The sequence below is a fragment of the Mesorhizobium sp. IMUNJ 23232 genome (assembly GCF_044326205.1).
Lineage (GTDB): Bacteria > Pseudomonadota > Alphaproteobacteria > Rhizobiales > Rhizobiaceae > Kumtagia.
Window position 1 is genome coordinate 1 of the sequence record NZ_JBIRCY010000071.1, and the last position, 12,067, is coordinate 12,067.

Below are 12,067 nucleotides of genomic sequence, written 5' to 3' on the forward strand. Positions count from 1 at the left end.
TGGTGGAGCGGCTAGGGGAGGTCTCCGGATCGAGTGGAGCGGAAGAGAGCAGGCCCCTTGCGGGGCCGGCTCGCTGCGGTTCACTGCGGGTTGTTCCAAAGGATCACCTTCTTGTTCTCGTCGCCGCCGGGGGCGGGTGCTAGGTTGCCGAAGATCACGCCGATCTCGGGGGCTTCCAGCTTGACCGAGAGATACTCCTCGCCCGAACGCTGAGAGATGCGGTGCCAGCCGGCTCCGATCTCGAAGCCCGTGCGCTTGTTGACGATGCGGTAGTCGGGAGCATCTTCGCGGGTCTTGTTGGTGTTCGGGATCAGGGTGATCGGGGCGTTGACCCGCAGCGTGGCGAACACGCCTTCCATCGAGCCGTCGGCCTTGGCGGTGAGGTTTGCGATCGTGGTGGCCATGGTACTTCTCCTTCGGTTGCATCGGGACCATTCCCGATGGCGCCAAAGGAGGGGGCCGTCCTGCTGCGGTCACTCGGCAACAAATTCTGGAAAATTCTATTAGCCGCAGACGGCGGGCCGCACTTTCAAGGGACCCGCTTGCGGGAAGGAAAGTGCCTGGCCCGCAAACAAAAGACCGAAATCGAATTTTCCTGAATTTTTGTCGAGCGTACCCCCAATGGGGGTTGACCGCGAAAGCAGGCGGTCCCCTACAAAGGCGACATAACCACGGGATTGGTCCGGATGTGAGCGAAGGCGATGCCTCCGGCCACCACGATCGCAGACCCTCCACAGCCGGCGCGACGGTTGCGGCCAAGCGTTTGCCTCTCAATGGATCTGCCCTGCAGCACCGTGCCGCCCCGCCGCCCGCGAGGGATCCCCTGCCCCATCACCCGTCACGCGCCCGGTTTCACGGTCGGAGCCGACTGGTGGTGCCCGACTCCAACGCCGGCGCGGCCATCTCGGTCGAGTTGCAGGAACCGGTATGCGCTGCCTGATCTGCAATCTCGCTCCCGTCTCTGGCGCGACGGACAGGCAGCCTGTTCCTCGAAAATGCCCGGAACGACTGCTGAGGGTTCTCCTTGAGGGGCTGGTGAACGTTCGTTGCGATCGTCGGGAACGCCGCAGGTCGGCCTTCGGCCGGGTCCCCGGCGGGCGGCTTGCGCCGCCCGGTCGGACAGCGCCCGCGGCGATCAGTCGGACAGGGCGAAATGCTCGTCTTCGCTCATGCGGGCCTCGACGGCGCGGCGGACCTCCTCGCCGGCTCTGGCGAGCATGGCGCGTGCATCCGCAATGGTGTGGACCGTGGCGGCCCTGCCGCGCATGATGTCGTAGACGACGCAGGGGCTGCCGATTCCTGCGAGGCGCAATATGTTGAGGCAGGTGCCGGGCGACGGGCCGTCCCAGACCATGAGGCCGAAATCGGCGCGGCGGGCCATCTCGCGGTCCTTCTCGGCATGGACGGCGAAGCCCTTTGCGCCAGCAGGCGGCGGTATGTGATAGGCGGCCCAGTCGCCGAGATTGTTGCGTGGTTCGGCTCCGGCATGGAAGACGCCGACGTGCTCGTAGTTATACCCTGCCAGCAGGCCCTGCATTTCGCCATCGGCGCCCGGCGCATCGCCGATCAGCACCCATGTTCCTGTGCGACGATCACCCCAATCCGCTCGACGGCCGGGGGTGGCAGTTCAATTATGTCGCGTGAGCCTCCGAGGAATATCATCGCCATGGCCGCTCTCCTTCTCTAAAACGCAGCTGCCCCGTCCCGGCCTTCCTTTCCCCATCTCTCGCACTGGCGCACCAAGCGGTGCGACGCGGGGCCGTGTTTTCCTCTTGGCGTGGCGGTTATCCGGGCCGCGCACGGGCGAACCCGACCGCAGGCGGCCGGGTTCAGTGAGGCCGACTGGTGGAAACCGGCGCTCACGCGCCGGCCTCCGTGAACCGCCAGACGGGAATGCCGAGCCGGCGAGCCTTGTCGGCCAGGTTCTCGGTGATGCCGGAGCCGGGGAAGACGATCAGCCCGTAGGGCATGACCGAGAGCAGCTGGTCGTTGCGGCGGAACGGGGCTGCCTTGGCGTGCCGATTCCAATCCGGCTTGAAGGCGATCTGCGTCACCTTGCGGTTCTCTGCCCAGCAGGCGGCGATGCGCTCTGCGCCGCGCGGGCTGCCGCCGTGCAGCAGCACCATGTCGGCGTGCTTCTCGCGGGCCTTGTCGAGCGCGTCCCAGATCCGGTCGTGATCGTTGCACTCCAGGCCGCCGGCAAAGGCGATCTTGGTGCCGGGCGGCACCAGCACCTCGGTCTCGGCGCGGCGACGTGCAGCCAGGAAATCGCGGCTGTCGATCACCGCCGCGGTCATCGCCTGGTGAGAAACCTTGGAGCCGGTGCGCGGCCGCCAGGCCGAGCCGGTTTGCGCCTCGTAAAGGTCAGCTGCCTCGTCGCGCATGATTTCGAGCACGTTGCGGCGCTCGATATAGGTGATGCCTTCGGCCGTGAGCCGTTCCAGCTCGACGGACTTCACCTCCGAGCCGTCCTGCTCGTTCTGGCTCGACCGCTGCGCCTCCTCGTTGCGGTCGAGGCTTCGGGCGACGCGCTCCGCGGCACGATGGAAGACGTTGGCGAAGCTCCAGAGCAGGTCGTCGAGGTCGGGTTCGAGCCTGGTGTCGCCGAGTATGCCGGCGAAGGTCTCGACGATGCCGGCGAGGCCCGCCCGGATCACCTCGTCGTCGGGCAAGGGTCTGGGATCGGGCTCGTCCTGATGCGGACGGTGGCCGTACATCTGCAGTTCGAGGATGACGCGGTCGGTCGGCGATGAGGCGTGGTAGGGCTCGTAGGCGTCGTCGAAAGGAAGTTCGTAGGTCATGGCGTGTCTCCGTCGGTTGTGGCCGCGCCCATCGCGGCCTGACAGCGAAACCCGGCCGGGCGCCGGGCGCGGCCGCACCGAAGGCCGGAGCGAAGCGGAGGACGGCGCAGCCGTTGCGGCCGTGACCGGGGCGTGGCAGGTATCGCCTCTCAGGCAGGCCGCGGGCGCGGCCTCCCCGGTGAGACTCCCGCCATGCCTGCGGGATTGCCGGTGACGCCGCGCACTGCCCGCCTGCCGGCCTCGCCCGTCGGTCATGCGGACGGCAGCAAGACACGGGCATCGTCCGGGGCGAGCTGATCACCGAGCCATGCCGCGAGATGGCCGGGGCCAAGATGGCGCAGATCGTCATTGAAGTCGCCAAGCCGCGGCCGCAACGTGAGAGCGAGGATTCCAGCCTCGCCTGCGCGCTGGCTGAGACGCTCGATGCCATGCCGGCCGGCGGCGTCGGCATCGGCCGCAATGTAGAGGCGACGGCAGCCCGGCGGGAAGGAGAGAGCCGAGAGGTGATTGGCCGAGGTGGCGGCGGCCACCGGCAGCGCTGGCATCACCGTGCGCAGCGAGGCCATCGTCTCGAATCCCTCGCCGGCGGCCATGACCGGGACGGGCGTGCCGGGCGAAAGGCCGAGCCAGATGGCGTTGCCGAGAAGATTCCCGAGCGAGCGGCGCGGATCGACGAGTTGCGCCTTGCCCGTGCCCGCAGGATCGAGCCAGGTGCGCTGCAGGCCGGTGATCCGCCCGTCGACGCCGCTGACAGCGGCTATCAGGGCAGGCAGGATAACCGTCTCGCCGGTCACGAGATCCCGGTAGTAGCAGCCCGGGTGGAACCGGAGGGCGGGCTCACCCGCGGGCAAGAGAATGCCGCGGCCGGCAAGATAGCGTTCGGCCAGCGTGCCGGCGAGCGGCTGCGACATCGCGAAGAGGCGGCGCGCGGCCTCAGGGGAGCCGCGTGCCGCAGCAGGCTGGCGGGACTGGTCGGAGACCAGCGGCTGCGGGCGCGGTAGGGCGAGAAAGCGGCGGGCTTCATCGGCAACGTCGCGGAACACGATCAGGCCGCAGCTTTCGCGGATCACATCGAGCAGATCGCCATGTTCGCCCGAGGCCTCATCGACCCATTTTCCGGAGGGCCCCTTGGTGTTGGCCCTCAGCCGGACATGCATGGAGCGGCCGCGCGTGTTGCGGACATCACCGACGATCCAGTGGTTGCCGGAGCGATGGCCGTTGGAGAGATATTCGCGGCACACCGCCTCGGCATGTTCGCCAAGGCGGCGTGCCAGCTCGGAGGCCGAGCCGGACATGATCGCCTCCTTCACTCAAGCCGTGGCCGTGCGGTCGGTCACCCCGACCAGCGTATGCCGATCGAGAAGCGAGGTGAGCATGGCGAGACCGCCGGGACTGGTCGGAATGAACAATCTGAGTTTCCAGGAAATGATCTCGGAGATCAGACCCAGTGCTTTCAGCCGCGGCACCATCGCGTCGGTGAAGCCGATCAGTTCGACTCGGTAGTCGTTCATGACGCGGCTGCGCCGCAAAATCAGACCGTCGGTAAGCTGCAAGCCGATCCGCCCCTCGATAACACCGGTCCATGCGTCTTCCGGGGCGAGCGTCGGCACATGGTCGATGCCGAGATTGCGCAGCATGGTCGCGACCAGCGTCGGCGCGATATGTCGGCCGATGATGCGTTCGCCCGCGTCGGTCTGTATTCGGTAGACCTGGCAATCATGATCGGGCAGCCGCCGCCAGATCGGCAGGAGCAGCCCGGTGACGATGTGGAAGGTGCTGGTGGTGAACTCCGGCAGAACATCGACTTCTGCCTGCCAGTGCTCACAAAATAGCTTTCTGTCAATCGGCTGCCAGTGGGTTTCGGCAAGGGCGTCGAGACCGAAGCGCAGTTCGTCGGTCGGGCGCAGGAGGCGGACGCGATGCTCTATCGCGCCGTCGTCGAGCATGAGGCTGGCCGTCGGCAGTTGGATCGCCGCCCGGTTCGACCGCATGTTGACCAGCAGGACCGACTGCGGCTCGGCGCGGGCGATGGCCAGCACTTCAGTGAGACCGAGCGGCCGGATCCGATCCTTGCGTGCCACGGTCAGCACATGCGACTGCGCGCCGGAGACGGGATGGGTGTAGATGGTCCGGCGATCGGTGACGGTGATGCTTTCCGCCTTGATCGTCTCCAGGCCCTTGTCGTAGCTGCCCGCAGCGATGGCGCCTTCGACCTTCGCCGTCATCAGCTGTTCGAAGACTTCGAACAGCAGGTTCTGGGTTTCGATGCGCAGCGCCAGCAGACGGTTGAGCCAAGTGGTGATCGGCGGGAGTTCATCGCGCAACCCGCCCTCGTCCGTGGTCAGCGACAGGCCGGTGACGTTTTCAAAGGTGATCAGCGAGCAGCCGTCGATCTTGCCCTGATGCAGCAGATAGTAAAATTGGCGCAGCGCCGCGCGAGCATAGGGACTTTCGAGATTGTCTTCGGCGCGGAACAGCCCTGCCCCGCCGGTCTGGCGCTGGCCGCGTGTGATCGCACCCAAGGTGTCGAGGCGGCGCGCAATCGTCGACAGGAAGCGCTTGCCGGCTTTCACATTGGCGGCCATCGGCCGGAACAAAGGTGGCTGCGCCTGGTTGGTGCGGTGGGTCCGTCCGAGACCCTGGATGGCGTTGTCGGCGCGCCAGCCGGCTTCCAGCAGATAGTGCTTGCGCAGTCTCTGGTTCCGGGCGCCGAGATCGGCGTGGTAGGAGCGTCCGGTGCCGCCGGCATCGGAAAAGATCAGCACACTCTTGTCATCGTCCATGAACGACTGCGTCTCAGCGAGATTGGCCGATCCCGGGCGGTTCTCGACGGCAAGCATAGCGATGCAGTCGCGGCCAGTCTTCCTGACGATGCGACGCGACCGGCCCGTCACCTCGGCGACTACATCCGTCCCGAAATGATGGATGATCTGGTCGAGCGCGCTGCCGACCGGTGGCAGCATGGCCAGCTTTTCAATCATCTCGTCGCGCCGGCGCACGGCCTCGCGGCACTCGACGGGATTGCCGTCCGCGTCATGCACCGGACGAGAATAGACGTTTCCTTCCGCGTCCGAATACTCCTCGAAGAGCTGCGTCGGGAACGAGTGCATCAAGTACCCGCCGACATATTCCCTCGGAGTGACGTCGACGTGGAGGTCGGACCATTCCTCGGTGGGGATGTCCGCCAGCCGCCGTTCCATAAGGGCTTCGCCGGTCGAGACGATCTGCACGACGGATGAATAACCGTCGGCGCGGTCCTGCTCGATCGCGCCGATCAGCGTCGGCGTCATCATCGAGGTGATCAGATGCGAGGAGAACCGCTGCTTGGTGCTTTCGAACGCCGAGCGTGCCGCCGCCTTTGCATTGCGGTTCAGCGTGCCGGTCTCGCTGGTGATGTTGGCCGCCTCGAGCGCGGCGGTCAGATTGTTGTGAATGACCTGGAAGGCGTCCGCGTAGGCATTGTAGATGCGGATCTGCTCCTCGGTCAGGGCGTGCTCAAGCAGGTCGTATTCGACACCGTCATAGGAGAGCGAGCGCGAGGTGTAGAGACCGAGGGATTTGAGATCGCGGGCGAGCACTTCCATCGCCGCGACACCCCCGTCCTCGATCGCAGTGACGAACTCGGCGCGGTTGGCGAACGGAAAATCCTCGCTGCCCCAGATGCCAAGACGCTGCGCATAGGCGAGATTCTCGACCGCGGTTGCGCCGGTTGCAGACACATAGACGATGCGGGCGTCGGGCAGCGCGTGCTGCAATCGCAAGCCTGCCTTGCCCTGCTGCGAGGGCGCGACATCGCCACGCTCGCCCTTGCCGCCGGCGGCGTTAGCCATGGCATGAGCTTCGTCGAAGACGATGACGCCGTCAAAATCCTTGCCGATCCACTCAAGGATCTGCGCTATACGCGACTTCTTGCCGTCGCGCTCCTGCGACCGAAGCGTTGCGTAGGTGGTGAAGAGGATGCCTTCGGCAAGGCGGATTGGCGTGCCCTGCCGATAGCGTGAGAGCGGCTGGACCAAAAGTCGCTCCTGCCCGAGTGCCGACCAGTCGCGCTGGGCGTCCTCCAGCAGCTTGTCGGACTTGGAGATCCAGAGGGCGCGCCGACGACCCTGCAGCCAGTTGTCGAGGATGATGCCGGCGACCTGCCGGCCCTTGCCGCAGCCTGTGCCGTCGCCCAGAAACCATCCGCGCCGAAAGCGGACGACGTTTTCAGCGTCTTCCGGGGCGGCCGAGACGACATCGCAGGTTTCGTCGACAGTCCAGGCGCCGGAGAGATGACCGGCATGCGCTTCGCCGGCATAGATCACGCTTTCGATCTGAGCGTCGGAAAGCAGGCCCTCGTCGATGATCACGTCTGGCAGAAGCGGTCGATAGGACGGCTTGGGCGGCGCGACCGCGGCCATTGCAGCCGACTGGACCAGGGGCGTCGGATGGGGTTTGGCGCGCGGGATGTCGATCGACTGCAGCGCATAGGGCTCGTAGATCGTGTCGGTGAGATGGCCGCCCTCCTCAGGCATCCAGTCGCGCAGCTCATAGTCGAGTGCAACAGCGGTGCTACTGCTTGACGCGATCGGCCGCATGGGCTTCGCCCGGGCGGCTGAAGGAATAGGCCGGCTGGCCGTTCGGTCATAGGTCGGGACGGCGGCCGGCGCTGATCGCCCTGCGGATCGGGCTGCCATCTGCCGGGCGGCATTGCGCAGGATGCCGTTCGACAGCGCGCCGATCGAGTCCGGAAAGCCGCCCGGTGTCCGGGGCGGCAGGTCCGAAATCCACGAAAGCAGTGTTTCCACGTCACCGGCCTTGCCCGGCGATGAAACGAAAGAGGATGAGTTTGACGCCGGGATCTTGTCGATGATTGTAAGGCGGGTTTCGGCGGTGGTGCCGTGGCGTGCATAGACCCGACCGTCGATTGCCGCGGTGAAGACCACCCTGCCCTGCTGTTGCAGTCGCTCGAAAGCGGGCCGCCATCTCGGGTTGTCGGGGGAAAGGCCTGTGCCTGTGATCGCGACAAGGCGGCCACCGGCGCGCAAGCGTGCAAAGGCCGAGGAGAGATGCCGCCATGCCGCGTCGGCGACATGGCCGTCGACATGGGCGCCCACGGAGAAGGGCGGGTTCATGAGCACGACGGAGGGCTCGATCCTCGGATCGAGGTGATCGTCGATATGGGCTGCGTCGTGTCGGGAGACGGAAATGGAGGGAAAGAGCAGACCGAGTAGATCGGCGCGCGTCGGGGCCAGCTCGTTCAGGGCAAGCGAGGCTCTGGCCAAGTCGGCATGGACGGCAAGCAGGCCGGTCCCGGCCGAAGGTTCGAGAACCAGGTCTGAGAGAGCGATCGCCGCGGCGTGGGCGGTGACGAAGGCAAGCGGCAGCGGCGTCGACAGCTGCTGCATGGCCTGGCTCTCGGTGGAGCGCCGCGTATGGGTGGGAAGAAGGTCGCCGATGCGCTTCATGATCGTGCCCGCTGCTCGCGGCGAGGCTGACCGCGACAAGATGGCCGATCCGAAGCGGCGCACCAACAGGACCTGTGCGGCTTCGAGCGCCTCGTAGGCGTCCTTCCAGACCCAGAATCCTTCGGCATCCGTGCCGCCGAAGCACTCGGTCATGACCTTGCGCAGTGCGGTAGTAGTGACGGGTTCGCCCTGTTCGAGGAAGGGAAGAAGCAACCGCGCCGCTTGGTGGATTGCGGCAGCGCTTTCCTCAGGGCTGGATACACGTGTGACGATGGGTGCGGCCGTCCGGGTGACGGCCGGGGTCGACGTGACGATGTTCATGGAGATGTCCTTCGCGGGAAAGAGTGGAAGCCCGCCGGCACTCTCTCTGCGCCGGCCGGGCCGCACTCCTCCCGGCCCCGCTCTCCCTCCATCGGCATGGACCAAAGGCGACGGTGAACCTCTCGGATCGGCCCCTACCGGTTCCCGGTCGTCGGCAGCCCGACGCCATCGGCTTTCCGTTGCTGTTCGAGCCAGGCATCGAACTCGGCCTTCTGGCGAGCTCTCGTTCGTCGGGCGACTTCGGACAGCTCGCGCGTCGGTACTGCGGCGAGCCGGTCTGCCGCGGCCTGGATGGACGCCATGCTGAGATAGCGATGGAGGTTGGCGGCCAGACGGGCATTCTTCTTGGAGCGGCGCAAGATCGCGGTCGCCACTTCGTACCCGTCATAGTTTTCGAAGCAATTGTCGAAAGCGCGGGTCGGACGCCGCCCGTAGGCGATCACGTGAGCCGCGTAGTTGACGCGGCCGCGGAAATTCTCCGGATCGTTGAGACGTGACATGGGGGACTCCTGCATTGTTCGAGGACCTCGCGAGGCCCGGCGGACCGGGCTTTGGGCGGATTGTGAAGCTCAGATCCGTCGATCGTTCGAGGACTGGTTGATCATGTCGTCGAGCCAGTCCGCCGCGGATCGCGCGGCCTGCTCGATGCCTTCGCGATCCGTATTTTCCTGGGATCGTGCGCCCTGAAGAGCGTTGCGGGCCGCGGCCGGGACAGCGAGGATCGCATTCATGATCTCATACGCGGCATCCTTCGAAACAAAGTCGCCGATGGCGGTATGGGCGCTGGCATCGATTCCGTAGAGCGACCAGAAAGTACGAAATTCTGCGCCGGACTCTTCGGCCGCCTTTAAATCCGCGCCATAGTCTCCTTCATCGGCATAGGAAGAGACCTGCCGATCACGTTCGATGCAGGGTCGGACCTCGTAATATTCGAAGGCCAGTGTGTCCCGCATGACTGGAACGAGAAGGTCGCGGAACGATGACGCGAAGAAAGGCGGTGTCACCTCATCAGGTGCGGGTTGCTGGCCGGAGAGGTAGTCGACCGTTATGGGACCACGTTGGCGATGATCGGCGATCAGGTTTGCGGCGGAACTCCAGACGACAATGTGCGAAACGCCGGGCTGCTCACCAAAGTTCGATTGAGCGAGATCGGCGGCGACGAAATGCTCATCGACCGGCCCCGGCTCGGGCGTATAGCTATCCTCATCGATGATGAACGCGGCAAAGAACGCTTTCCTGGCCATGGGTTTTTCCTTTCGTGGATAAAGCGCGCAGCCGTACTCGCCGGGTGAGCGACGATCGGATCGACTACGCGGATGGGGGCGGGCGAGCAGTGTCGGCCGCGTCAGCGGGTCGGCTCGTCCTGATCGATGGAACTAGGAGATCAGGATGGTACGGCGGGGACGTGCTTCGGCTGATCGGGCACGGTCTACAACGAAGACCTCATCCGCATTGGCCTCGAATAGCATCAGGATGCGGCTGGCGACCGCGACGCACTCGTTGATCCAGCAACGATCGGTTTCGCGGTACTTTTTGGCGCGATCGGACGGAACGTAGACGATGGTAAAATGCGACAGCGTCTCGCCCGTCGGTGCCGTGTAGAAGTATTCCTTGACCTCAATCACGACGCCGCCGGTGCCGTAGGAGGTCGAGACCGTATCGCCGGCACGAACAAGATCGGCGACAGTCGGGGAACCAGGTGGTGTGCGCCGGTATAGGCGCCTGTCCGGAACTCCCAGGTCAGCAGTGTAAGTGGAGTGCGCCTCCCAAGTCGTGTTGTCCGCAGGCGGCGGTGGCTTACGATGGTTCCGCATCGTTGCCCCCTCCTCTCCTCGATCGTGCGCGCACTGCCGGCATACGGCTGTCGATCTCTTCGTCCGTCAGATCCTCGAGTAGCTTGAGGGTGGTCCCCTGCCCCGCAACGTAGGTCAGGATAGTCCGCTTGCCATGATGCTCCGGCGACCAGGCATCGGGGTTGGCCTCGCCGGCAATGCCCCTGAAGTCGGCATGTGTGGCGGACCAGATCGCCTCGAGTTTTTCCTCGCGCGTCATGCTGTCGACCGCGCCGGTTTCATGAGCGATGATGGCGGCGCGCATGGCGTCGGGACTGCGTCTGTCGCTGAGATCGCAAAAGCCGTGGAAAAAGCGCTCGCGAGCGCGGAACCTGATCGCAAAGAAAACGCTGGTGACATTGCCGGCCTTGTATTCGGACATGCCGAACATGCCGGTTCGCTGAAACAGCGGCGGCAACAAGCCGAGCATAAAGTGGTATTCGCTGGCCGAAATCTCGAACCACTCCCAAGCATATGGCTCGCCGGACAGGGGATCGACACCCGGCGTGTCACGATGGCGGTTGAAAAGGGCGAACATCTGCGAACGGGTTGCGACGCCGTCGAAGACCTTTCGAAAGGGGGGATGCGTGGACATCGCATGTCTCCGAAATAGCCGAGCCTCCCGTCGCGCGAGGGGCACGGCGAGAGGTTGTTGTCGGCGGGGTGGGAACCGTTGGCCTGCTTCAGGCGGCGCGGCGAGCGGCGGTCTGAGGAGCGTCACGCCCAACCCCGGTGATGGCGCGGACGGCTGCTGCGAGCGCCGGAATGTCATCGAGCATGGTGAGCGCAACGAAGTGGTTGGCGCCGCCGGTATAGTCCTTACGGCCTTTGCAGGTGCGGATCAGGATGCCGTGGCCAGACGACATGCCGAACTGGCCGACCTGGATGTAGGCGCTGTCGTGATGCAGGGTCACTTCACCGGAAACAGCGATGCCCGCGCGGTTAGAACGAACCTCATAGGATCCGGAAGGCAGGTCGAGTTCGGCGGCAAGTTTCTTTAGCCGCGAACGGGCCGTCGTGTGAAAACGTCTTTTCTGGTGCTCGTCATACGAGCAGCTCCTGGTCCAGTCGAACATGTCAATCTCCATGAAACGAGACAGGCCGGCGATCGCTGATGCGATCCCGGGCTTGTCGTCGGTGGCTTCAATGTGGGTGAGAATGTCAGGCGGCCGCGCGGCCTTCGATGACGTCGGCGCCGACTTCGTCGGCGTCACCTCCTCGAGATAGGCCTGGCTGTACTGGTTGTTCGCGAGCCAGCGTTCGGCCGACTCGCGGTTTCCGGCGAGATGCAGGAGTTCGGGACTGTCGCCGAGCAATTGCAGGACGCGGACGCTGCCTATGGCCGGGCGCTGGACGATCTCGAAACGCAGGTCGGTCTCGACCGAGTAGGTGCGCCTGACCGAGATAACGACGGTGCCGCTCTGGCCGAAGTCGCCTTCGTGCAGCGTGAAACAGGCGGGCGAACTGTAGGTCGGCCGGTCGCGTGGCGGTTCCTTCTTCACGAGGCGACCGGAACTATTGCGCGATTTCCAGGCGGAAAGCTTCTTTCTGAACCGATCTGGCGGTTTCGGGGTCGAGTCGAAGTATCGGACCACGCTGCCCAACGGGGCGGTATCGTAGATTATGTGGGCTGACATGCTCATCTCCATGTCGGAATGCGAAGAGG

General features: G+C 65.1%; 10 protein-coding genes. All 10 read right to left on the bottom strand.

Annotation, left to right across the window (positions count from 1 at the left end):
* Positions 1 to 80 precede the first annotated feature (80 nt).
* Positions 81 to 404, bottom strand: coding sequence for a DUF736 domain-containing protein (locus tag ACH196_RS32430; protein ID WP_396650974.1), 324 nt, complete (start codon positions 402 to 404; stop codon positions 81 to 83).
* 731 nt (positions 405 to 1,135) lie between these two features.
* Positions 1,136 to 1,573: a hypothetical protein gene (locus ACH196_RS32435; RefSeq protein ID WP_396650975.1), complete on the bottom strand. Its 438-nt coding sequence runs from the start codon at positions 1,571 to 1,573 to the stop codon at positions 1,136 to 1,138.
* A gap of 286 nt (positions 1,574 to 1,859) precedes the next feature.
* A complete protein-coding gene (locus ACH196_RS32440; RefSeq protein WP_396650976.1) occupies positions 1,860 to 2,801 on the bottom strand; it encodes a DUF2493 domain-containing protein in 942 nt (313 codons plus the stop codon).
* Positions 2,802 to 3,052: 251 nt separating this feature from the next.
* The gene (locus ACH196_RS32445; protein WP_396650977.1) at positions 3,053 to 4,096 is read right to left on the bottom strand and encodes a toprim domain-containing protein; all 1,044 of its coding nucleotides are present in this window, start codon (positions 4,094 to 4,096) and stop codon (positions 3,053 to 3,055) included.
* A gap of 15 nt (positions 4,097 to 4,111) precedes the next feature.
* Complete coding sequence (locus tag ACH196_RS32450) at positions 4,112 to 8,569, bottom strand: strawberry notch-like NTP hydrolase domain-containing protein (RefSeq protein ID WP_396650978.1); 4,458 nt, start codon at positions 8,567 to 8,569, stop codon at positions 4,112 to 4,114.
* Between the two features lie 134 nt (positions 8,570 to 8,703).
* Positions 8,704 to 9,069 (bottom strand): hypothetical protein, encoded by a 366-nt coding sequence (locus ACH196_RS32455; RefSeq protein WP_396650979.1) that lies wholly within the window; start codon positions 9,067 to 9,069, stop codon positions 8,704 to 8,706.
* 69 nt (positions 9,070 to 9,138) lie between these two features.
* On the bottom strand, positions 9,139 to 9,813 hold the full coding sequence (locus tag ACH196_RS32460) for a hypothetical protein (protein WP_396650980.1): 675 nt from the start codon (positions 9,811 to 9,813) through the stop codon (positions 9,139 to 9,141).
* 132 nt (positions 9,814 to 9,945) lie between these two features.
* Positions 9,946 to 10,383 carry a hypothetical protein gene (locus ACH196_RS32465; protein WP_396650981.1) on the bottom strand — a complete coding sequence of 146 codons (438 nt, stop codon included), beginning with the start codon at positions 10,381 to 10,383 and terminating at the stop codon, positions 9,946 to 9,948.
* Complete coding sequence (locus tag ACH196_RS32470) at positions 10,367 to 10,996, bottom strand: DUF1419 domain-containing protein (RefSeq protein ID WP_396651004.1); 630 nt, start codon at positions 10,994 to 10,996, stop codon at positions 10,367 to 10,369. Before ACH196_RS32470 ends, ACH196_RS32465 begins: the two co-directional genes overlap by 17 nt.
* 88 nt (positions 10,997 to 11,084) lie before the next feature.
* Positions 11,085 to 12,038, bottom strand: coding sequence for a hypothetical protein (locus ACH196_RS32475; protein WP_396650982.1), 954 nt, complete (start codon positions 12,036 to 12,038; stop codon positions 11,085 to 11,087).
* Positions 12,039 to 12,067 lie beyond the last annotated feature (29 nt).

Excerpts from the sequence above, each read along its gene's own strand:
- ACH196_RS32430 (WP_396650974.1), bottom strand. The coding sequence starts at position 404 with ATGGCCACCACGATCGCAAACCTCACCGCCAAGGCCGACGGCTCGATG.
- ACH196_RS32440 (WP_396650976.1), bottom strand. The coding sequence starts at position 2,801 with ATGACCTACGAACTTCCTTTCGACGACGCCTACGAGCCCTACCACGCC.
- ACH196_RS32445 (WP_396650977.1), bottom strand. The coding sequence starts at position 4,096 with ATGTCCGGCTCGGCCTCCGAGCTGGCACGCCGCCTTGGCGAACATGCC.
- ACH196_RS32450 (WP_396650978.1), bottom strand. The coding sequence starts at position 8,569 with ATGAACATCGTCACGTCGACCCCGGCCGTCACCCGGACGGCCGCACCC.
- ACH196_RS32455 (WP_396650979.1), bottom strand. The coding sequence starts at position 9,069 with ATGTCACGTCTCAACGATCCGGAGAATTTCCGCGGCCGCGTCAACTAC.
- ACH196_RS32460 (WP_396650980.1), bottom strand. The coding sequence starts at position 9,813 with ATGGCCAGGAAAGCGTTCTTTGCCGCGTTCATCATCGATGAGGATAGC.
- ACH196_RS32465 (WP_396650981.1), bottom strand. The coding sequence starts at position 10,383 with ATGCGGAACCATCGTAAGCCACCGCCGCCTGCGGACAACACGACTTGG.
- ACH196_RS32470 (WP_396651004.1), bottom strand. The coding sequence starts at position 10,996 with ATGTCCACGCATCCCCCCTTTCGAAAGGTCTTCGACGGCGTCGCAACC.
- ACH196_RS32475 (WP_396650982.1), bottom strand. The coding sequence starts at position 12,038 with ATGTCAGCCCACATAATCTACGATACCGCCCCGTTGGGCAGCGTGGTC.